At 44.2% G+C, this 22681-nt stretch carries 16 protein-coding genes and 1 pseudogene; 13 read left to right on the top strand and 4 right to left on the bottom strand.

The features are described 5' to 3' along the window. Positions 1-224 precede the first annotated feature (224 nt). From NST45_RS20375 to NST45_RS20345, 7 genes and pseudogenes are all read left to right on the top strand, one after another. A pseudogene (locus NST45_RS20375) lies at positions 225-371 on the top strand (sigma factor); the annotation flags it as partial. A gap of 571 nt (positions 372-942) precedes the next feature. Further along, positions 943-3504, top strand: coding sequence for a dynamin family protein (locus NST45_RS20370; RefSeq protein ID WP_076141129.1), 2562 nt, complete (start codon positions 943-945; stop codon positions 3502-3504). Positions 3505-3516: 12 nt separating this feature from the next. Next, positions 3517-3981, top strand: a complete 465-nt coding sequence (locus NST45_RS20365) for a hypothetical protein (protein WP_076141130.1) — start codon at positions 3517-3519, stop codon at positions 3979-3981. A 3-nt stretch (positions 3982-3984) separates the two neighbouring features. Beyond that, a complete protein-coding gene (locus NST45_RS20360) occupies positions 3985-5835 on the top strand; it encodes a dynamin family protein (RefSeq protein ID WP_076141131.1) in 1851 nt (616 codons plus the stop codon). Next, positions 5832-7658, top strand: a complete 1827-nt coding sequence (locus tag NST45_RS20355) for a dynamin family protein (RefSeq protein ID WP_081388053.1) — start codon at positions 5832-5834, stop codon at positions 7656-7658. The genes NST45_RS20360 and NST45_RS20355 overlap by 4 nt, the downstream gene beginning before the upstream one ends. Then, entirely contained in the window at positions 7651-8121 is a 471-nt protein-coding gene (locus NST45_RS20350) for a hypothetical protein (RefSeq protein WP_076141133.1), read from the top strand. Before NST45_RS20355 ends, NST45_RS20350 begins: the two co-directional genes overlap by 8 nt. Next, a complete protein-coding gene (locus NST45_RS20345; RefSeq protein WP_143763130.1) occupies positions 8114-8440 on the top strand; it encodes a hypothetical protein in 327 nt (108 codons plus the stop codon). The genes NST45_RS20350 and NST45_RS20345 overlap by 8 nt, the downstream gene beginning before the upstream one ends. 418 nt (positions 8441-8858) lie before the next feature. Here NST45_RS20345 and NST45_RS20340 read toward each other — a convergent pair whose 3' ends face one another. From NST45_RS20340 to NST45_RS20330, 3 genes are all read right to left on the bottom strand, one after another. Continuing rightward, a complete protein-coding gene (locus tag NST45_RS20340; RefSeq protein ID WP_076141135.1) occupies positions 8859-9767 on the bottom strand; it encodes a site-specific integrase in 909 nt (302 codons plus the stop codon). Continuing rightward, a complete protein-coding gene (locus NST45_RS20335; protein WP_076141136.1) occupies positions 9751-10872 on the bottom strand; it encodes a tyrosine-type recombinase/integrase in 1122 nt (373 codons plus the stop codon). The genes NST45_RS20340 and NST45_RS20335 overlap by 17 nt, the downstream gene beginning before the upstream one ends. A gap of 249 nt (positions 10873-11121) precedes the next feature. Then, positions 11122-12648 (bottom strand): site-specific integrase, encoded by a 1527-nt coding sequence (locus NST45_RS20330; protein WP_076141137.1) that lies wholly within the window; start codon positions 12646-12648, stop codon positions 11122-11124. A gap of 287 nt (positions 12649-12935) precedes the next feature. Between NST45_RS20330 and NST45_RS20325 the strand changes: the two genes are divergently transcribed. From NST45_RS20325 to NST45_RS20315, 3 genes are all read left to right on the top strand, one after another. Continuing rightward, entirely contained in the window at positions 12936-13775 is an 840-nt protein-coding gene (locus NST45_RS20325) for a hypothetical protein (RefSeq protein WP_076141138.1), read from the top strand. 120 nt (positions 13776-13895) lie between these two features. Beyond that, positions 13896-14033, top strand: a complete 138-nt coding sequence (locus NST45_RS20320) for a hypothetical protein (protein ID WP_170914186.1) — start codon at positions 13896-13898, stop codon at positions 14031-14033. Between the two features lie 251 nt (positions 14034-14284). Continuing rightward, positions 14285-14542 carry a hypothetical protein gene (locus NST45_RS20315; RefSeq protein ID WP_076141139.1) on the top strand — a complete coding sequence of 86 codons (258 nt, stop codon included), beginning with the start codon at positions 14285-14287 and terminating at the stop codon, positions 14540-14542. Between the two features lie 103 nt (positions 14543-14645). Here NST45_RS20315 and NST45_RS20310 read toward each other — a convergent pair whose 3' ends face one another. Next, a complete protein-coding gene (locus tag NST45_RS20310; RefSeq protein WP_076141140.1) occupies positions 14646-15275 on the bottom strand; it encodes a hypothetical protein in 630 nt (209 codons plus the stop codon). Between the two features lie 226 nt (positions 15276-15501). Here NST45_RS20310 and NST45_RS20305 point away from each other — a divergent pair, with 226 nt between their 5' ends. Genes NST45_RS20305 through NST45_RS20295 form a run of 3 tightly spaced genes read left to right on the top strand, consistent with a single transcriptional unit; the run spans position 15502 to position 22657 of the window. After that, complete coding sequence (locus NST45_RS20305; RefSeq protein ID WP_076141141.1) at positions 15502-16452, top strand: WYL domain-containing transcriptional regulator; 951 nt, start codon at positions 15502-15504, stop codon at positions 16450-16452. Between the two features lie 60 nt (positions 16453-16512). Further along, complete coding sequence (locus tag NST45_RS20300) at positions 16513-19422, top strand: PD-(D/E)XK nuclease family protein (protein WP_076141142.1); 2910 nt, start codon at positions 16513-16515, stop codon at positions 19420-19422. Beyond that, entirely contained in the window at positions 19415-22657 is a 3243-nt protein-coding gene (locus NST45_RS20295; RefSeq protein WP_076141143.1) for a UvrD-helicase domain-containing protein, read from the top strand. The genes NST45_RS20300 and NST45_RS20295 overlap by 8 nt, the downstream gene beginning before the upstream one ends. Positions 22658-22681: the final 24 nt, after the last annotated feature.

Here is a 22681-nt window from a genome sequence, read left to right as displayed (position 1 = left end):
CGAGGATATTGTTAGACGCAATTTAACAAGTATGAATATTCTGATATCTCACTTAGAGTTGATTGATCAAGTAAAGCGTTATTTAAATGGATTACCAGGATGTACACAAGAAATCAATCGGAAACTACAAATTAAATATAATATGCAAAAGGAAACCAATTCGAATCAGAATCGATCGTAATTGGTTTATTTTTTTGACCTCACATCGTTGTCCATAACCTTAAGAAATCGATAATACTGTGGAAGACATGGAGGATTTGATCTCCATCGGCACTATCTGTCAAATTAAAGCTATTGAGAGCTATCGTCCAAACAAAGGAAGCAAACTAGCCACATTTGCAGCACGTTGTATTGAAAACGAGATCCTAATGTCATTAGTGTTACAAAAATTATAATAAGGAAGTCACACGGTATATGCTGGCTTTTCATTTGGCTTATTTTAAAATCCATCATTTTGAGTAATTATATACTATTTAAACGTAAGAAGAGCAACCGGGTTTTAACCGATTGCTTTTTCGATGATTTTCATAAAAGAAGGTAAACCGCCCCATTGGGGGAGATTGAAGAAAGCATTTCTATTGGGTCCTAGGCCCCTACAAGAAACTGCTCCCTTGTAGATCATAAATAACAAAACGAAGACGTCCAAGAGAAGGTTTGCGGTTTGGTGAAGGATCTCTCGGTCCAATTCCCATTGTATCCGGGATAGTTACTGAGAAGGTTTGACGATTGAATACAATATAAGATTTGCCCGAACCAGTTATGAAGATTGGTTCTTTTTTTGCGAACAAACCAAACGAATGTTCCGTGACAGACCACAGACTTCTACCTGTGATAAAATAGGTTGGGTCTAAAGATTCATTAAAGAGTATAGGCTTATATTCTTGTATGTTATTATACTATATTGATGATGTTAATGATTTGAAATACTGGAGGACGAATGGTTTGAACGAATTGGAACTCGTAGATCAATTAATCCATTATTGTAGGCTGACTTCTGCAGCATCGAACTACTTCCAGTCCGATATTCGCTGGCTGGAGGAGAGGAAAGTTTTTTGGAGCAGGTCGCACATTCAACTAGGCTTGATCGGCGTAACCAGCAGCGGCAAATCTACCTTCATCAACGCCTTATTAGGCAAAGCGCTGCTGCCTGCCGCTGTGAGACCGAGCTCGGGCATTCTAATTACCTGTGTGCGTGGAGACCAAGAGAAAGCGATAGTCCACTTTGAGGGGAAGCCATCGCAGCGGCTGACAGGGAAACGGCTAACGATGGACTTGGAAGGGTACGCCGATGAGAAATTTAACCCCGAGAACCGAAAGCTGGTGTCCTCGATCGAGCTTCAATCGCCTCATTTTGCTATAGACAGCTCCATTAAGATTATCGACAGCCCGGGCCTCGAAGCCTACGGATTGGAGCGGCATGAGGCGCTGACCATGGAGACGCTGCTTCCTCATGTCGACGGCTGCTTGTACATGACAACCTTAAAGACCAACTCCGATGAATCCACCTATAAGATTGTCAAATCGATTCACGAGCATAGCAAGCCCCTCATCATTATTCAGAATATGCTGGACTCGGTCGTGTCCAAGAAGGGCGTTCGGGGGGAAACTCTGAAGCGAGCTGAAGATGTGGCGGATGATCTTCGACAGCGGGTTCAGCGAATCGTCAGCAAAGTCAGTCCGAGTCTGGCTAATCAAGTGCAGATCGTTCAGGTATCGGCGAGGCAAGCCTTGGACGGTAAGGTGCAGAAGAAGGAATCGCTGTATAAGCAATCCCGTTTTGATACACTGATCCGCTCCGTACAGGAGCAGGTTGATGTGTTAAAGCCCGTGTTCCGTGCGAACCGTCTTCGCCAGATCAAGCATCATTTCGATGAGCTATTCCAGATGGAAGGCATGAACTCCGGAGCCTCGAATGGAACAGGAACGAAAGCAGACAATCAATTCGATTCTATGTTCCAAGAAATTCAAGCGGATAAAGCTCAGGAAGCTGCTCTGAATGACAAGTACTATCAGACCATGAGCAAGATGCAGCAAATGATCAAAGAAATAGCAGCTATGTATAGCACCACCATCAATGAAATCGAGCAACTGGATAAGAAGAATGTGAGTCAAGCGCAGCGGGTTCTGGATCAGCTCAGGGGCCAGACCGAGGCTTGTGAGCGCAGCATCATTGAAGCCATGCGCCAGCTGGATCGATTGCTGATCGAACGCTGCCGTAAGCTGAACTTGAATCTTGACGATTACAAGTCGGAAATGTTGCCTGTTAAGAAGCGAGAGAATGCCTTCAAACTGAAGAAACGGTTCACGCAGGAGCGCAGGCGGGAGAAGTCGGATGAGTTTCTAGGCGGAGCGAAGCGGTGGTTCGGCAGTCTCTTTGATACGAACTGGGGGTATGTCTACCGTATCTATGACGTTGAAATTATTGACTTCGATGCCTTACGCGAGCACTTAATGAATCATCTTCGACTCGTGACCGAACCTCTGCAGCACTTCACGAAGACCAGTGAAACCCGGGTTCTGCAGTTTCTTACTTTGTTCGAAGAGGAGCTGCAGCGCCGAGAAGATGATCTGATCGCAAAGAAGAATGCGGTGACGGAAAGAAAAGATATCGATCAGATCTTGATGTTAATCTATCAAGCGTTGAAGCAGTCCGGGCTGTCGGAGACTCTTGAGAACGTTCGATCCGATTCTAATGCGACGAAGAGGGCTGCGCGCCGTCCGAAGAGTCCCTCGTCCGCATCGTTTAATAACCGCTCAGAAGCCGAAAGATCCTTTATCGAAGTGAAGCCGTCGGTGCTGTCTCTTTTCTATTTGAGCGAGTTTATTGTAAAGTCTTATTTCGCCACGATCTTCTCCTTCGTACAAGTTCAGAATGCGGAGCGTATGAAGTTCGACACGACAGTCATATGGGGTTGGGACAATCAAGCCGTTACGGACTTCTGTCATCGATTCCTGCATCCGCATGTATCGGATAAGGATTTGGAAGGGTTCTCCAAGTCGGGCTGGATCTTCAAGTCCATTGCCGGGCACAAATATGTGATGGTGAATGAAGTAGAATTAGACCCGACTCTACAGAAGCAGCTAGAGCAGACGATGAATCATAGTCCATATAACGTATACCTTCTCGTCAACTCGATGCAGCAAGGCGCCGCCATACGCCAAGTGAAAGAGAGCCTGCTCCTTAGCTACACAAGATCAGACCGAGCGATCGTGAACTGGGTCAGTCAATCGTTCAGAGAGTTCATCCATGCAAAGAACACGGAGGAAGGGATTCGCAGTCTGATGGACATATCCAATCATTTTGCCCAGCCACGGGGTACCTATCTCATTAACGAGTTCAATCCGATCTATTCCTTGTTCTTGACGGAGGTTGCGGGTTTATCCAAAGTCACGCTTCCGGATGTGATGAAGATCAGCCAGAAGCTGAAGAGCATTTGCCCTCAGCTGGCCGGTCATGAGGAATTGGAAGTATGCGCAAGTTTAGCTAGACCTTACATTCGATAGAGGAGTGGGACTATGAAAAAATCCAAATCCATCATGATTGAAGTGGATGAAGTTACTAAATCGATCATGCATTCCGTCCAACAGGAAATGTACGAAGGGACTCGCAGCGCATTAGTGGAGTTGAAAGATGACTTGCTCAGCGCGGTCGCTTCGGTGAACAAGCTGCAGAAGGTTACGGAAAGCACCGTACAACTGCAAGTTGCGGCTGTACAGGATCAAATGTCCGAGCTGAGAAGCGAGCTGAACGTCCTCCAGCGGAAAATGAGTTCCAGCGCCAGCGGGGCGGACGAGCAAATCAAGCAGCTTCATGAGGCTATGGAGCATACCAATAAGAGCATGCTCGACGGAATTCAGCGGCTGGGTCAGCAGATTGAGGGCTGCTTCGTGCAGCTGGACGAGCGAATGAACCAGCTGGAAGCGCGCCTGGAGCGGCTAGAACCGCCACAAACACTCCCTGCGAAGAGGGGAAACCGATAAGCAATGAGTCATCTCGAATTGGAACAAATCGTACAGAACCCTGATTTTATACGTATGGCGGATTCGTATATTCCTTACATTACCAAGGAAGGTCCGGTTTCCTATAAAACCGTCCTGGCCGACAAACTGCGGAATATTACGCAATCGGAATTTCTGGTTCCCGTCTTAGGAATTCAAGGGACGGGCAAGAGTAGCCTGCTGAATGCGCTCTTAATGGAAGACCTGGTGCTGCCGGTCGATGCGGATGAAACCACCTGTATTCCGGTTGAAATTCGGTATAGTACGGAGCTTGACGGACAGGTGCACGTGATTTTCGAAAACGGACGGAAGACCGAGGTTTTCACCGATAAGAGCCGGTTAGAGCAGTACGTCCATAACCAGCACAATCTGGGCAATGAGAAGCTGGTATCTCACATTGTCATTTATAAGAACGACGATTTGCTGAAAAATAATGTGGTGCTCGTAGACCTGCCTGGTGTCGGAAGTATGACGGCGCGGAACGTGGAAACGACGATGAAATATATCGATCGGCTGAACGCGGCGATGTTCCTTCTTCGCACGGTGCCTCCGATTACCAAGCCTGAGCGAATTTTCTTGACTCATGCTTGGCCGAAGCTAACGACGGCCTGGTTTATTCAGAACCAATGGAACGACGAGAGCAAGCAGGAAGTGCAAGAAGGCATGGAGCTTAATCTGAAAATACTTAGCGACATCGCGGCTCAATATCAAACCTCTGCCCCTAAGAACGTACACGTTATTAATGTCTATCAGGGCCTTAACGGACGGCTGCAGAAGGATTGGAACGCCTATGAGAAATCCGGCATGAAGCAGTTCCGGAGCCTGCTGGAGGAGATAGCCGGTTCCTGGCGAACGCTGCTGTCCAGTGGTCTAGTGATGCATCTGAAAGAGCTGTCAGCCGGAATCCGTCACCAGATCGACGCCCGGAAACGAGAGCTCTCCATGACCAGTGAGGAGCTGAAGAAGCTTTTCCAGGAACAGGAAGCACGGTTCGAGCAGATGTACCGCAGCAACAGTATGAAGATTTCACAAATTCAAGGCAAGCTGTCCGACTATAAGATTGGATTGATGGATTATGCGGCAGAAGCCAGCAAGGTACATAGCGAGAATTTGCGGAGCGAAATGCGCCGCATCATCGGCTCCGGCGTCGTAGACGGTGAGCTGCTGGATTCCGCATACCGGGATACACGGGATTCCATTATGATCGATGCGCTCGAGGAGCTGTCGCTCAAGCTGTTCGAGATGCAGAAGGAAATGACCATATGGATGGACAGCTTAGAGATAAGAGATTTGAACGGCGAGTACGACAAGTCCGGGAATTTCAATAAAGAGGAAGCGCTTAAATTTGAGAAGGCACTTCCGTATGGGTTCGGTATTGCCGGGGGGATTGGCGGCATCGCTGCCGGGGGTTGGGTTGGCACGAAGGTTGGAGCACTCGTAGGAACGAGCCTCGGTCCAGCCGGGACCATTATCGGTGGAGCGGCCGGTTTTGTCGTAGGCGCTGGCATCGCTTTCGTATCCTCTTGGCTCGGAGGCAAAGCAAAGGGGCTTATTAATGAGGAGCGGCAGAAGGCCACTATGCGCGACATCGAGGAGCCGATTCGCCAGTTCCGTCAAATGCTGAATGCCAAGATTGAAGATAGTGCAAATGGGAGTATACAATACCTGACTCAAGCGTTATCCGCCTTTAAGCAAACACAGTTCGAGCAATTGCAAAATGAGAAAGCCGAACACGAAGAGGTGATGCGGCTGCGAAGACAGGGCAGGGATGAAGCTGTGAATCTGCTTGCAAAGGATGAAGCCCTCATCAAATCCATCGAAGGGAGACTGGCATGATGACTAGTACAACGATGCAGAAGACGATGGATCAGCTCTACTCACTGACTGAGACTGTTGGAGATCCCACGATGATCGCGCTCGCACGTTTTTTGAACGAGAGAATTGCGAAGCCGGAGAGCTTCGTTGTTATGCTGGGGGAGACGAGCAGTGGGAAAACGACAATAATCAATGGACTGCTCGGCAGCGAATGGATTAAGACAGGTGCTGCTCCCACAACCGGAACGATCATCGAGGTAATGGATGATACACAGAGGGAGCAAGAGGTTGAATTCTACGCGGTGAATCGTGACGCCACGCTCGAAGAGCTCTCGTATCCGATGTTCCAGCAGCTCGCCGCCCGCCCGGATCCGGAGCTGCAGCGGCTTAGGTTAGTGACCCGTAAACTCCCAAGGCAATTAACCAACCTGCGTCTGTTCGATACGCCGGGATATGGCAGTATTGTCGAGCAGCACGAGGAGCTGCTGAAGGAATTCGTTCCGAACAGCGATATTCTTATCTATGTTGTCTCCTACCGCGTAGGCTTTAAGGAAAACGATCATCATTTTATGCAATATATTAGCGAGTTGATCAACAAGGATACGGAGGTTGTTCTTGTAATCAACCGTGCCCCACAGGGGGTTGCTTCCGCCGATAAGCGGGTAGAGGAAATTAAAGGCTACGCTGAGGATTGCCTTCATAGAAAGCTATCACCCTTCATTGTACATAGCTTAGTGACGGAAGATGGGCCGAGACTTCCAGAAGCCCCTGCGCTGTGGGATCATGTTCGTCGGCTGCTTGAAGCCGATCACCGTCAGGCGAACCTATTGAGAGCGTTCAAGGTTTATCAGAGAGGTCTGCTCCTGGACCTTAAGCAGCTGGCGGAGAAGGAGCTGATTCAAGCTCAAGTGACGGAAAGCGATATCACATCCCTCCAGGAAGCACTGGATGAGCTGTTCACCGTTGAACAGCAAATTAACGAGATGATGGAAACCGAGTTCAGCAAGCTCGATGGCACATTGGGTAAGTGGTTTGAGCATGCGAAGAAAGAAACGGCAAAGAGGTTAGAGACGGAAATTCGAGCCACGAACAAATGGGTCAGTAAGGACGAGTGTGTCGGCTTCGTTCAAGCCCATCTGTTGCCACTGCATATTAAGAATGAGACGAAAATGATTGCCGGCCATATTCAAGATACACTGGAACGGCTGGATCAACAGATCCAATCAATGCTTAATACAGCGGTGACACGCTTCGAAACGCAAGTGGAGATGAAAGCTTCGATCTATACGCCGCTGCTGATCAATCTGAGCAATCGGGTTGCACAGAAGGCGGCGGGGGCCGGCCTGCAGGCTTTTTTCAGACAGTTCGGCGGGGCAGGCGGCGCCGGAGCGGGTGTAGCCAACGCAGCGAAGGTAGGCTTGAAGAAGCTGGGCAATGTATTTGGCAAAACCTTTTCCAGGGAAACTCATAATGCCTTGGCTCAGCTATTGAAACGGATCGGAGCTACCTCCACAAGAGCAATTGCTTCGGCTGCTGCGGTTATTGTGGAAGGATTGTTTTATCTCTTCGACTCGTTAACCTGGCAGAATGATCTCTTGAAGATGACCCATAAGGCGCTAGAGCAATGGCAGCAGGATACGCTGAAGCTCGTCCGCCAAGATCTCTCCGAGCTGAAAGCACTGAATGATTCCAATCTTGAGCAGTATTTTACGGAGTATAAGGAAGCTTGCCGATTCGAAGAACCGACAGAGTCTCACCGCTCCTATGATCCGAAGGAAGTAATAGCCCAAATAGATGAGCTGCTCAGACAGCTTCAAATCGAGGAGGAATCCGCTCATGACTGATCAACGTCATTTATTGCCCAAATCCACTAGAAGAAGACGCGAGCCTGAGGTGGTGTACGAAGTGGTTCCTAATGGCGTGGTGCCCGAAGACACCTTCAAGCGAGATGTGACTATGAAAGCGATGGATTCGCTCCCGGAGCTGCTGAAGCTCGCGCAAACCTTCGTTGACATGAAGAGGGATCAAGCTAACGTCCAGGGCCAAATCGATCATCTGCGGGAGCAAGGGGATTACTTGCAGAAGCAGGCGGTTGCGTTCGTTAAGATGGAAATTGCGCGCAGAGACTCTCGGCGGACCGAATATGAGGGAGTGGAGCAGCTTCTGAAGGACTTGTACCAGCATCTCAGTCACGGCGGCGCCAGCAGCGAAGTTCAGAAGGAGATCATCCGGCTGGTAGACCACTCCATTCAAGAGCTGATCAAGCGAGATCAGTTGCAGCCGACTGAGCGTGAGAGCAATGAATGAGATGGCGCGCGGAGCCGTTCATGATCTCCTAGAGCTACTTAGGAATCTCAAGCTGCAGGAAGCCCGTGAAGTGTTGAAGCAGGAACGCGAAAAATTGAATCGCCGTGAAGTTACTTCGCTGCGCGAAACGGTCAATGAGATAGTTCGGAGTATCATCGTATTAGATGCACAGATCAACAAGATTACTATAAGTTATAATGATATCTCCCGCCACTGCCCTGAGGACTTGATCTCCGGTATCTCGGAGTATATTGAAGAGCTGAAGCGGGAGAAGGTCAGGCTGGAGATCGCGAAGCACTCTGCTGTCAGGCGTAGGTAATCGATGAGAGGGGCTGTTCCCAAAAGTCTTTTTAGCTATGACCAACTTATCGTCAACGTGAAAAAATGCTTTCATCCTGAGCTCAAACATCTTGTTTGCCGTTATTAAATTCAATTTTATGGTATAGACGGCAAGCCAAACTCCATACGGACTTGAATTGCTGGCTACAACCGATTGGATTATTAAGCATCATCCGGATGCTAGGATCGATATAAAACGTGCATTTGACCATTTTAGATCATGGAACGAACGCAAAAAGAAAGTGTTTAAAGTGTCTTATATTGAGATGGCGTGGCGACATATAACTGCAATAAATTGATTCTAATCAACGATACGAATGCCCTGTCCAATTAACTTGGAAGGGCATTTGTTTTTCAATCCTAGGGCAAAATCAAACATGCGTCATTGCGAATATGCCTTAGTAATCAAACCCTTCGCAAAATTGAGAAAGATAATGTAATGTAGTTTTGGGGTCACGATGTCTTAGTTGTTTTTGAATTATAGGAATATCAATACCTCTCTGCTGCATTAGATATGCCATTGTATACCTTAACCAATGGCAGGTAATTGGCCGAATTCCTGCTTCTTTGCTGATTTTTAATAAAATCTTGTTTAGTCCAATTTTAGTAAGTTTCTTATTTCTTGCGAAAAAAACATATTCATTCCCTGTCATCTGCCACTCTTCATGGAATGAACGAGTCACAAAGGATTTAAGCTCTTCACATAATTTTTGACTTACTGTGACTGTATTCGCCTTGGTTTTTGTACCGCGTTCAACATAAATAATTTGCCTTTCGAAATCGATCTGTGAAATGGTTAACTCCCTCAATTCGCTATTTCGCAGGCCTGTATTAAGAAGCAATAGCACTATTAGGTAATACTGCCTGTAAAAAGGATCCAACTTTAAAGCTGCCTCGAGAAGTAATGAACATTCCTCTTCAGATAGAGACTTATCCCGGTATTTAACTTTATGATAGGGATTCTTGTAATACACAACTGGATTGCGTGTAATCATTTTTAAGCTTTTAAGAATTTTAAAAAAGTTTTTTAGCGCTGAAACATTTGAGGAAAGGACACTATTCGTGTAACCTTTATTCTTCAAACAATCAAAATATGAATCAATAAATTTTTGGTTTATCGGTGAATATTGATCTGTATCCTTATAATGAAAAAATTTATCAAAATCGAGAACACCTGTAAATCCTTCATTTAATAAAAATGCTTCGAATTTTTGCAACTCATACATGTAGTTCTCTTTTGATTTAGCTCTAAGGTTGCAATGGTTTTCCCACAATTGATAATAATGAGAATCAAGCAAAACTCTCATTTGAATCCCCCTTATTCAATCCATTAGCGAAAGGATGTTTTTCAACGGCTTTTTTAAGCTGATCTTCAAAAAGTTTTAAATATATTGTCGTCGTCTCGATACTTTCGTGTCCAAGTAATTTAGATAAGGTATAAATGTCAATTCCAGATTCTAGACCATACACCGCATAGCAATGCCTAAAAGTATGTACCGAGTATTGGGACTTCATATTTTTAGGTATTGAGGTCGCCATTTTTATTAAATTTTTTACAATATATTGTATAGTTCTAGCACTCATCGCACTAATACCCCCGTCAGTAGAGAATACATGCAATCCATCCAACTGTTCTTCTGTAAAAGTTGCAATCTGAGCTTGGAACGTAAATCTAATGTAATTTCTTAGTATGCTCAAACCTAATAAATTTATTGTGCGTCGCGTTTTTGCCCCTTTTCTTCCTTTCCCGACTACATGAATAATTTGGCGCTCTGTATCAATATCACCAATTTTCAACTGCAGAAGTTCATTCAATCGAATACCGGAACTAAGGAAAGTCATAATTATTGTAAAGTTTCTGAACCCGTTTCCTTTAGCAGCTGCCAAGTGTACAACTTCACGAAGCTGGTCAACTTTTAATGCTTTTGGAATATCACTTTCATCAGTTTTTAATTCAAGTAATGGTTTTATATCTTCAATTTTTTCGTTGAAGAAATGCTTTAAGGTAGTACGAAAAAATGTTCGTAAGAATGACGCCTTTTTTGCTCTTGTATATGAGCGCGGCTCATATTTGTCAAGATATGCTAAGATATTCTTTGGTTCTGCTAATTGCCTCAATGTTGCGGTTGAGGTTGGGGTTGGCATTGAAAACTTAATAAACTGGGAAAGTTCAGATTTATAGGTAGTTCTAGTACTTGGGCTTAAACTATTAAAACGCGGACATTTTATAAAATATTCTTCTACTTCTTTTCCAGAAATATCTTCAATATTATTCTGCGTCTTAGTTGGGTCAACACTTAACCCAAGTTCTCCGAGAATTTCCTGTAATTCGTCAACTCCATATGTAGCTACAAGTTGTTGAATATTATTTCGAAGATTTTGCATCGGTGATGTGGGAAACTCGATAGGCATAATTAGAAAACTCCTTTTTGCTTTATTTTCGTCGCTTGTATTGAAACCCCGTGAAGCTCATTGTATAGTGATAGAGTACAATTAATTTTTTTGATCTCTTAACTCCTGCCACGCGGCTAAGGGAGTATTACAATGAATGAATAACCGACAACGGGATAAATCTATCTACATTCGCCTTCGGAAAGGTGCTTGAGCTTTAGTGTATCTACTAAAGTAATCATCACCTGTCACGAAGGCTTTTTTGCATGTCTAGAATAGGATGTTGATTTTATTTGCTGATTTGCGAAGTTCTTCCTGACTTCGGTGAACATACAGGGCAGAAGTTGCAGCATTTTTCTGCCTGCCTAATACTCTCAGAACTTGCGGCGGGCAGTCTGGCCTATACGAAAGCTTGGTAAGCATCGTATGCCTAAGTAAATGTAACCCAGTCTGAATATTCCAACCTGCTATCAAAGAAAACATCTTTACATATTGATAGAGACTCTGAGCAATTTTATCTGGCATAGGTGAAAAAATATAGCCTGAAGGTAAGGCCGATAGTTTGTTGAGACTTTGAAGTATCTTGGTTGGAATTGGAAGAGAATGCGTTCTGTCACCTTTTCCTGTTATCGTGATGATGTTAGTATGTAAATTTATATTTTCCCAACGGATTTGGGATACTTCAGTCTTCCTGAGTCCTAGATACAGCATCATTTCGAATGCTAAAGTGTACTTATCCGGATCGGGTGAGTAAATTTGGATTACTTTAAAGAGATGTTCGATTTGTTCGTCGGACGGAATTTCACGATAGTGATAACGCTCATACGAAATGCTAGGAATATCATCTGTAATATCAGTTAAGAGGCGTCCAAGCTGAAATAAACTTTGAAAGAGCGACTTAACGTAATTCAAAATAGAGCTTGTATAACTTGGCTCCATTTCCGCATCCTCAATTTTGCGTACAAGATGGAGTCGGAAATCAGTTAAATGGTCGTGAGTTACAAGCCAAAGAGGGACATCATTAAGATTAAATGAGTTGAATGCAGTATATGTATCACACAGCCATGTAAGGAACTGATAAAAAGCCCTTTTACGAAATTGTAAAGATGCTTTTTTTAATCCTTTGAAATTACCAAGATGTAGCTCAATCAATGGATGTTCTAGGTCCCAATTATGAGGTGTATTTCTTCTCTTCTTAAAGAAGACTATATCCAACCCTGGATGATAAAGATTAACGAGTTTTGAAAGATACTTAACATCGGGATCGCCTAATTTTTCAGATTGAATTACTTTAAGAAAGCGCTCCTGGTTCAATAGTTCCGTATCGTCTATTTTAGAAACAGGAATATTGAATGTTACAGAAAAGCATTCCAAAAAGTTATTGAAGCATTTATACGTTCTATAAAACTCAAAAGGCGTTTTTGATGATTGTAGTGAACCAAAATATTCGGTGATCTTTTCACTTTGAAAATTTGATTTTATTCGGTTTTCAAAAATCCAAAAGTTTATTTGATTCGGCCCTAGATAGGAGACTGAATTTATGAGGGGATTTCCGTTCGTGTATAGAGCATCAAGCATATTTATCACACCTGCCTTCGTTATTTTTTTCACATCGAACTGCATGGTAACAGTGTGAACTTGATTTCGTGGATTTAAACTTTCTTCGGAAAATATTTTCGTAGATGCGCTTTTCCATGAAACTTCTTTCGCATATTCATTCCAGAAGAAGTTTGGAAAGTGTTGTGTTGCTGGGGCTATAGGGTACTTGTTTTGATTGTCATTTGAATGATCAAACATTTGCTCAGCTCCTTGATAATTTGATACAAACGGAAGCTTTTCTCTGACAACTAGACCAAAAACCATTGCGAAGGGGGTGGGGGTTATCGGCGTATATTTAAGTTTCTATATAACCATTATTTCTAGTAAATACCAACATTATATGCTGCTCCACAAATGGTGTAGTTATCGACCTGATATTAGTTGTAACAGAGGAAAAATCAAAAATAGCACACAAATCTGCACCATTTAGGGTTTTCAAATGATGCATCAGCACAGTCATAGTATCTTTGAGTCAGGTGATTGTTTTGGACATACTCAAAGACCTAACTGATTATGCTGAGAAATTTATTAAAGATCATGTAGATGTAACTGAAGAAAAATTTATAAATAAACATGATTCTGCCAAAGGCAAAGAAAACGCATATTATGAAATAAAACCGTTTTCTAAGAATAAAGGAAATTGGAGTAAGTTAGTTCAGAAAACCCATCATCCGGGAAATCGCAGGAAATTTTTGGCTGAGTCTGTTGGCTTAACATACAATGATTTGAGGAGAATTACGGGGTGGGGTAACTCAACTGTGGGTGATCTGCTTCGCACTTCAAATTTAAAACAAAATACAAGGCAAATCGGAACTGATATTTTAGCGGAATTTGGTATTATGGTACGGGGAACGTATCAATTAGTTAGAAATGAGGATGTGGATCTCGAGTATGATGATATGCTTTTCAAACTGATTAAGCACAATACCATAGACGAAGAAAAGTTCATACAAATCATATTGAGTTCATTAGGGGAAAAACGGCATATAAAAGGATATGTTGTGAATATTCCTAAAAAGCAGCTTCACATCCGTCTTGAGATTATAGATGGTGTCGTGATAATCGATCTTGCGAATGCAGATTTAGATTTGTTCAGGGTTCTTTCAGATCTCTTAACAGAAAATACTCCGTTTAACTGGAGTTATTTACATCTTCCCACTATTTATCATAATAAAGAGTCTTTTCTGATATTTGTTGGGAATGCTAACGATAATCAGATGAACAAACTCCTTAATGAAGATTTTAGCTGGGCTGATAAGTGGTATTCAATTAATCAAGCAATGAAGAAATCTGATTTATCAAAAAGTCTAAAGGACCTAAAATGAGTTATAAAAAACGAAAAAGGAAGCCTCCGTTTGAAAGTGAGGCTTCCTTTTTCGTTTTTTTGTTTTTTCTTATAAAACATCTATTAACAATAGTATTATTACTACCAGGAGGACGCCTCTATGCAAGTTAAATTAATTGTTAGTACAGATAGAAACACAAAGGCTGCCTGCTACAATTATCTTATAGAAAAGTATAAAAAAGAGAAGGACCGGCAAATAGAAAATCATGATAAACTGAAAAGTGTTGATAAGAAATAAACCCTATTTATATACTTGTAAAAAAGGAGAGATCTCTTGCGCAAGTTAACTAAAAATGCCATACCCATACGTTGCTTAACATGTGAAGGGGAAAGAAGCCATTCGTTTAGCTCGTGAGTGCATACACAATCACCGGTTTTTTTCAGTTGAAAGGACGTTGTACGGTGGATAGGTAATTCACCTCATGAAGGAAGCCAAACTTAAGCAATTTTAGATTACAATATTTTATGTTGGTCTTGGAGAACCGAAATTTGAATATTGAACGTATCGCCAGCCGGGTTCGTAATGGAGGACATTATATTACTAACAAGGACATATTGCATCGGCATCAATCCTCAATACAGAACTTGCTTACTCATTTAGATCTGCTCGATAACTTAATTGTTGTTGATAACAGTTCTTTAGATGGACAGATCGTTCTTGAATCCCATAATGGCAGATTGAAGTGGCAGCATTCCAACTTGCCGAATTGGGTCATCCCTATTCATAATCAGTTGAACCTTACATAACCTGATTCCATTCTGCGTTCATAGCGCTGAGGAATCAGGTTTTTTTATAGACAAAGGCACTTGCTATAGAATTATCGATAGATCATCCATGTAAATTCATAGATTAAAGTAATGAGCTTGAATCTTGGCACATAAAAAATTCCGGCTTAATCAAGTATTCCACTGGATAGATGTCTTCACGGGCAGACAGTAATCCTTTGAATAAGGCAATAGGCTGAATATCCTCCTCGTGAAAATAGCGAATTCCGAGATCCTCAGGCTTTTTTAGTTGAATGATCACAAAAGCATCTTCTTTGTCGATCAATTTATAAAGGATATTCTCAGGATGGAGAACATTCTCTAAATGATCAAAAGTAATCAAATGGAACTCCTGACCGCTCCAATCTGTTCGAATTACTTTGAAGGCCTGGTTGCTGACTAGATCAACAAAGTTATTTTTAGCCAAGGTTAATTCAATTCCTATAATATAGCCTAGTTTATCCATATCGTTACCATACTCTGTATCATAAGATTTACCATGATCCGCTTTGAAGGTATTCTCGCTAACAGGCATTTGAATGAGTGTTGGGGTTACATCTAAGTCGGTTACATAAGGAATAGATAGTTTTTCCTCACTGACATATTGGCTTATTTCGTTTCTGCTCCAATAGGCGGTTTTATCCTCATGTATCGGTGGAGTAAGATAAATATATCCCATATCAGAGTGGTCCCCGTAGAAGCAAGTAATTCTCATGATTTTCCGCTCCTTTTAGCTTGATGGTTATTAGACGCAATGATTGTAGGAAGGTTTCTATTTATTGGATGCGAATGAAGGAATATATTAACAAACGTACGTTCCCTGACAAGTAGTGGCGTTTGTGATTAGGTATAATGTGTAAAAAGAGCTTTACAATAGGCCGAAAATGAACGCTGTGGTAAGAAGTGGGTATCATTAGATCATTATTGTGAGGAGACTAACCATGGTCGAAAAGTTTATACGTCTATTCAATATCATTAATGCGATCCAGGCGAACCCTGGCATTTCTGCAACGGATTTAGCCTTTAAATGCGATGTAGATGTAAGGACAATATATCGGGATCTGCGCTTACTGGATGCCATAACTCCCATAACAAATACAAGCAAGGGTGCTGGCTACCGATTTATGGGCAACTTTTTTATGTACCCTCTTAATTTTTCAGAACAAGAAGCGTTAGTATTCTCTCTGTTACCTTCAATGGTAGACGAGGACAAGCTCCCTCCGGGATTCCATACAGCATACGATAAAGTCATGTCCACACATCATAAAGAAAAATCCAAGCAAAACAGTATCATTGAGGACATTACCAATATTATTCAGATGGGTACACCAGCCTACCGTAAAGAAAGCCCTAATTATCTGCAGCCGATTATTCAAGCGATTTTAGAGCAGAAGACGATTGAAACCACTTATCATACCCAGTATCGAAATGAGACAACGGAGCGAAAAATTGATCCATACTACCTTGTGCCTCGTGATCAGCGCTTCTATTTAATCGGTTTCTGCCATACTAAGCAGGACATTCGGACGTTTCGAATCAGTCGCTTCCTCAAAGTGGATTCTACGGCTGAAACGTTCGACAAGAGTGATTTTAATATCAAAAAGTATCTCAAGAACACGTGGTCAATTGAACAAGGTGAGAAAAATATAACCTTTAAAGTACGGTTTAATGCTGAGGTTGCCAGGTACATAAGGGAGGAAGAACTGTTCGTTCATCCTCGAATGACAGACAACAAAGATGGGAGTATGATTTTTGAGGTGACTGTAAATAACGAAAAAGAGTTTATCCGCTGGATCCTGCAGTATGGGCCAGCCGCTGAAATATTAGAGCCTCAATCTGTGCGTGAATCAATAAAGAGTCAATTGGCTGAGTGGACCGAGATGTATAAATAAGACAAGCAGGAACTGATCATAATTACTCGAAATATACAAGGTAGGAAGGATGTGGGTCTATTGAACCATAATTGGTTTGCGGATTTGTATGAGATATGCAATAACGATCCCTTTCGTAGAAAAGTCCTCCTTGTGGATCATTATGATCAAGGTGAGCAGTGGCTGAATCGGATAACCAAGGAACACGGCCCTCTTTTAGGTGTGGAAACAGAAACGTTAAGGTCACTCGTTGTGAAGCGGACAAAACCGGAACTGGTGAAACGTGGGCTTCATCTTTTAAATCAAAAACAGACGTTCTGGGTTGTCCAGAATCTTATGGTTGATATGGCAGCGCGTCATGAAAAATATATACCAGCCGAGATGATTACCCCAGGTATCGTTCAAAGCTTTCACCACGCGATTGTGGAACTCCGAGGGGCGGGTATTTGCTCTTCAGAGCTTTCTATTTCTGTTTTTGAATATGAGCAAAAAGGTCTCTATATTACTGAGCTACTCGCTTTATATGAACATTGGCTGGAGCACAATCACTTTACTGATTTTGCAGGACTGCTTGATTACATACCAGAAGTTGATAGATCAGCGGATAACCATCTCTTCATCCATAGAGATATGGAGCGGTTCTCCTCTGTGGAGAAAGAAATGCTGAAGCGTATTGCGGGGGATAGACTGCTCATTCTTCCGCAAACTGAAGCTTTCCCGTCATCCCTACAGAATTTCGAACATGTTGCTGTTCAGTTATACCATGCCACAGGAATCTTAGCTGAGGTTCGGGAAGCATTCCGACGTATCTGCAATACGGATTCTTCCTTCGATCACGCGGAGATCGTTGTTTCTAATTATGAGGTTTATAGTTCAACTATATATACGCTCAGCCAAGCTCTCGATATTCCTTGTACCTTTTCCCAAGGGCTACCCGTTACTTATACAAAGGTCGGAAAGGCTGCGCTGGTTTATCTCGAATGGATGGAATGCAACTACGATATAGAGTGCTTACTTAAGGCTCTTCGGCACGATTATATATCATTTCATCAACTTGGAGAACCCGTTGATCAGGCTGATCTCATCTTTGCTTTGGAGCAAAGCGGAATTGGTTGGGGAAGACAACGGTATTCCATGTTAGAGGCCGCAGATAATGCTGAGTTAAAGGGACGACACGCTGAAGCGATCAGGTTGTTAAACCGGGCGTTTAAAGGAATGTTTCAAAAAGTGCCTGATTCGCATCAAGTGACGTGGACTCCTATGGTGATTTTGCACGCATTGATAGATTTTCTTGAAAAGCACACCGTTCCGTCCAGTGAGGCTGACTTATTCGTTATCACTGAACTAATTGACCAAGTGAAGCTGCTGGAGGTTGTCTCTCCTCGTACGTTGTCCAGCGAGAGAGCGCTGCGCTATGTAAAAGACATGGTAAAGGGTATTCATATCTTTGGAAGTGGACCATGTTGCGGAAAGCTGCATATCTCTTCGCTTCAAGATGGCGGCATATCGGGAAGAACTCAGACGTACATCCTGGGCATGAGTAATGAGGCTTGGTCCTTACAGCTCCGGCAGGATCCTGTATTACTGGATATGGAACGCAGGAGTCTGGAGGGGTTACTCTTATCTACTGAGCGGACTGAGCATATTATTCGTGAACGTGAGACCCGATTAGGATTGTTGTCAGGACAAGTTACGCTGGGCTATTCCAGCTATGATCCAGCAGAGCAGAAGGAAATCATTCCGGCTTTTGCGTTATTACAGGCTGCTAGAATCGTAACGGGCGATTCTCAGATGGATCTGACTGGACTAGGACAGGTACTGGGTAGACCGTTTGGATATATGTCGATTGACCCGAATGGAGAGCATTTGTTGGATGGGACGGATCGCTGGCTTGGACGGTTCCACACTGAGGGGAAACTGAAAGATGGCTTTTCATCACTTCGTCAATCCTTTCCATTCGCCGCTAAGTTGGAACAAGCAGAGATGCGTATTAACGAAGGAACCCTGTCAGAATATGAGGGAGTGCTCTCTACGGATACCTTTACGGTTAGTTATCTAAACAATCCTGAGGCGTACCTGAGTGTGACGCAACTCGAAAGATATGCGGAATGCCCAAAGAGGTTTTTCTTTTCTCAGATTCTGAAGCTCAGGGCAAAGGAGACTGCTGAATTCGATCGTTCCAAATGGCTGGATGCAGCTAGCAGAGGCAGCTTGCTTCACAGTATCTTTTACCACTATCTGAAAGAAATGTCCGCAGGTTCTATAAATGAGAATAGGCCTAAACATGATGAACACAGGCTTCAGGAAATCACAGAGCAGGTCATCCGTGAGTATGAAGCGATGGTGCCGCCGCCAACTCCACATATCTTTCATAAAGAATGCGATTCGCTGCGACGTGATGTCGCCATTTTTTATCAGATGGAGCAGAAAGCTCAGGGACGGCCACGTTTTTTTGAGCTCGAATTGACATTAGGCGGACAACCCATGAGCGTCAGGCTGGATAATGGTATGGTGATCAGAATGAAGGGATTTGTGGACAGGGTTGATGAGATCGAGCCACACTTGTACAAAATTTATGATTACAAAACAGGCAGTCCGGCGAAGTATGACGAGAATGAGTATTTCTCACAGGGGACGCAACTGCAGCATGCGTTGTATGCTGTTGCGGTTGAACAGTGGCTTAAGCATACCGGTATGGATACGGAGGCGCGTGTTGTAGAGTCAGCCTATTACTTCCCAACGGAACGAGGCAAAGGCGATGAGGTATCCCGGGTTCAAACTAAGACGGCTGAGCTTTCGGAGTTAGTGGGACATTTATTAGCTTCGATGGAGTCAGGAACATTTACCGCAACTACAGAGTTGAAACGATGTTCCTATTGTGATTATGGAGTAGTGTGCAAGAATGAATCAGAACGTACGAAGGCAAAATGGAATTTAGAATCTAATATTCCATTGCTTCACCATATCAAGGAGGTCGAGCGTTTTGGTTGATGATCAGACGGCCAGAGAGCGAATTGCAGAGATACTAGACCGGACATTGATGGTGGAAGCAGGGGCAGGATCTGGAAAGACGACATCACTCGTTGGCCGAATGATTGCTCTGATTGAGTCAGGGAGCGCCGTGGCCGAGCAGATTGCAGCCATTACGTTCACGCGGAAAGCAGCAGATGAGCTGAAAAGCAGGTTCAGACTGGAGCTGGAGCGGCAGATCCGTAAGGCGAACGAGCCGCAGAAGGCTCTGCTGCAGCGGGCTTTACAGGAGATCGATCGGTGCTATATTGGCACGATTCATTCTTTTTGCGGCAGACTGCTTAGGGAGAGACCGATTGAGGCGAGACTGGATCCCATGTTCCGTGAGATTGAAGAAGATGAAGCTAGCTTATTGCAGGACCAATGCTGGGATGAGTATCTGGTGAGCTTGATCGAGAACGGTCAGGAAGGTGGGATGGTGGACCTTGCGTCCCTGCAAGTAAACGTGGAGGATCTGCGCCAGGTATATAAACGGGTATGCGGCTATACCGATGTACACATTGAGACGGTTGCCTCTCCTAGACCTGACTTTGACCTTATACGCTTATCTCTGCCACAGATGATAGAAGATGCAGGTCGATATATTCCTACACAGAAACCAGCACAAGGCTGGGATGCGCTACAGACAATGGTTCGAGATGGAAAGAGAATGCTTATACTACACGGACTTGATAATGATATTCGTATTTTGCAGCTTGCCCTAATGTTTGAGCGAAAAATCAATGTTACCTTAAATCGATGGACAGATAGTGCTATGGCCAAGGAATATAAAGTTATGTTCCTGGAATGGCAAAGCCGCGTCTTGTGTCCCTTCCTTGGTGCTTGGCGCGAGCATCTATATCCGCAGTTGATTGATTTTGTCAGTCCGGCTGTTGATTATGGAGCACGCAAGCGAAACGAACTAGGCGTTCTGGACTTTCAGGATCTGCTGATGCGGGCAACAGCGTTACTCCGTGAGTATGAGCATGTACGGCGTTTTTTTACTGCTCGTTATACACGTCTATTCGTAGATGAATTCCAGGACACCGACCCTATTCAGGCAGAACTTATGTTTCTGCTAACAGGGGATGACCCAACGGAATCAAATTGGAGACGGATTACACCTAAACCGGGCTCCTTATTTATTGTTGGAGATCCTAAACAGTCGATCTATCGGTTCCGGCGCGCGGATATTTCTACCTATAATTGGGTCAAGAACAAGATCAGTTCCTGTGGTGAGGTCCTGCAGCTAAGTGCGAACTTTCGCTCAATCCACCATCTTGGTCAATTCACAAATGATGAATTTAATGCCCGGTTTCCAGAGGCTGAATCTGAACATCAAGCGGCTTTTGTACATATGGATACACGAACGGCTAATCCGGAGAATGGTGTACAGCATGGGGTCTACACAATGACTCATGCGAAAATGGCTGGAGGCCAGGCGGCGATTGCCGAAGCAGATGCAGACCGGGCCGCTCGTTATATTGCCTGGGCTTGCAGCGGCAAATTGAAGATTCAGGAGAAGCAGCCGGGAAGTGACGGTAGTTTTCTTGTAAGGGATGCAACTCCGAGTGATTTCCTGATACTGCTGAAACGAAAAGATTTCCTGCATCTCTACGCCGCAAAGCTGGAGCAGTATGGAGTTCCCTCTGTTACGGCTGGAAGTTCGGCGATTTACGAAGAAATCGATGCTCTTGCTGTGCTGGCAATTTGTCTTAACGACCCTAGAGATCACGTTTCCCTGCTAGCTGTGCTGAAGGGAATGTTATTCAGTGTCAGCGATAATGCACTCTTCCATTATAAAATGGAGGGATTCCCGATCACTTATACTATTCTACCTAATCAGGCAGAAGTCGGGACAATAGCGCTGCCGATATATGAAGCGCTGGTACGACTTGCTGAATATGCGGATATGATTCGTAAGATGCCGGCATTATCTGCACTGTTATATATCATAGAGGATCTGGGGATGATTCCCCTCGCAGCCCTTCGTCAGACCGGCCGGGCGCGTGCCGGCACATTGATCAAGCTCCTGCATCTGCTGCACAAGGAAAGTTCGGTCGCAGCAAGCTGGCCGGAACTGAGTTCGTATCTAATGCGGGTCGTAAAAGAAGCGAAGCTGGAGTGCGGAGATCTGTTCGCAGGTGAGCAGGATGCTGTTCGCATCATGAACCTTCATAAGGCCAAAGGGCTTGAAGCACCTGTGGTTATCCTGGCTTGTCCATGCGGAGAGTCCGATCATGATGCCGCAGAGCACGTGGATCGGACGGGGGATTCCGCACGCGGATATTTCAGCATTACGCGGCGAAGAGGATATCAAGAGGATGTGATTGCTCATCCTCCAGGTTGGGAAGAACTCGCTGAGCGGGAACGATTGTACATGAATGCGGAGAAGGAAAGGCTGTTATATGTCGCCGCTACCCGCGCCAAGCAGCTTATGATCATTAGCCGATATCCTGACAAACCGGCGATTGATCCGTGGAGCAGCTTCGATAGCGGGATTCAGGAAGATAGAGAGCTGGAGGATCCTGAGGTTATGTCTGAAGTGCCTTCACGTTATGAAGTTCTGCACGACGAAGTGCAAGATGAAGTGACGGGCCGTGAGTGGCGAAGTCGGCTGACACAGCCGACGTATCAGACGACTTCGGTAACGAAACTGGCGAAGTCCGGAGCCGATCAGCCACCTCGTCCGCTTGCGGGCAGAGGCATGGCGTTCGGCAGCGTGGTTCATCGCTGCATTGAACTACTTGGGACTGGCACGAAATCCGAGCAGATGGAGCTGCACATCAGGATGATCGCTGAAGAAGAGGGTATGGATGAAGCGCTGATTCCAGATGTTCATAAGATGCTGGATGATGTTGTAAATCATCCGTTATGGATACGTGCGTTAGCGGCGAAGCGGCGGATTCATGAGTTGCCGCTGCGTACGGTTAGGACAGATATGGATCTGGAGAGTGAAGCTTCGACAGCAGGTTCCACAGCAACGACGCTGTATTTGAAAGGCGTTATTGACTTCCTCTTTGAAGAAGAGGACGGCTGGATAGTTGTCGATTTTAAAACGGATGTGTATGAAGAAGGGCAGCAGACGACGTTTCTGGAGTTCTATAAGCCGCAGATTATGGCTTATCGGAAAGAGTTGGAGAGGTTTGGGTTAAGGGTGAAAGAAATGGGGCTTTATTTCTTGCATGGGAATGAGTACGTCCTACTAGAGAAATAGTATAATAATAATGGTGTGGGAATT

The sequence above is a fragment of the Paenibacillus sp. FSL R7-0163 genome, from assembly GCF_037969975.1.
In the GTDB taxonomy this organism is placed as follows: Bacteria; Bacillota; Bacilli; order Paenibacillales; family Paenibacillaceae; genus Paenibacillus_AQ; species Paenibacillus_AQ odorifer.
Note: the sequence above shows the minus strand (reverse complement) of the source record. Positions and strands in the feature narration are given on the sequence as shown.

Coding starts and splice junctions, on each gene's coding strand:
- NST45_RS20365 (WP_076141130.1), top strand. CDS start 3,517: ATGAAAAAATCCAAATCCATCATGATTGAAGTGGATGAAGTTACTAAA.
- NST45_RS20360 (WP_076141131.1), top strand. CDS start 3,985: ATGAGTCATCTCGAATTGGAACAAATCGTACAGAACCCTGATTTTATA.
- NST45_RS20355 (WP_081388053.1), top strand. CDS start 5,832: ATGATGACTAGTACAACGATGCAGAAGACGATGGATCAGCTCTACTCA.
- NST45_RS20350 (WP_076141133.1), top strand. CDS start 7,651: ATGACTGATCAACGTCATTTATTGCCCAAATCCACTAGAAGAAGACGC.
- NST45_RS20345 (WP_143763130.1), top strand. CDS start 8,114: ATGAATGAGATGGCGCGCGGAGCCGTTCATGATCTCCTAGAGCTACTT.
- NST45_RS20340 (WP_076141135.1), bottom strand. CDS start 9,767: ATGAGAGTTTTGCTTGATTCTCATTATTATCAATTGTGGGAAAACCAT.
- NST45_RS20335 (WP_076141136.1), bottom strand. CDS start 10,872: ATGCCTATCGAGTTTCCCACATCACCGATGCAAAATCTTCGAAATAAT.
- NST45_RS20330 (WP_076141137.1), bottom strand. CDS start 12,648: ATGTTTGATCATTCAAATGACAATCAAAACAAGTACCCTATAGCCCCA.
- NST45_RS20320 (WP_170914186.1), top strand. CDS start 13,896: ATGCAAGTTAAATTAATTGTTAGTACAGATAGAAACACAAAGGCTGCC.
- NST45_RS20310 (WP_076141140.1), bottom strand. CDS start 15,275: ATGAGAATTACTTGCTTCTACGGGGACCACTCTGATATGGGATATATT.
- NST45_RS20305 (WP_076141141.1), top strand. CDS start 15,502: ATGGTCGAAAAGTTTATACGTCTATTCAATATCATTAATGCGATCCAG.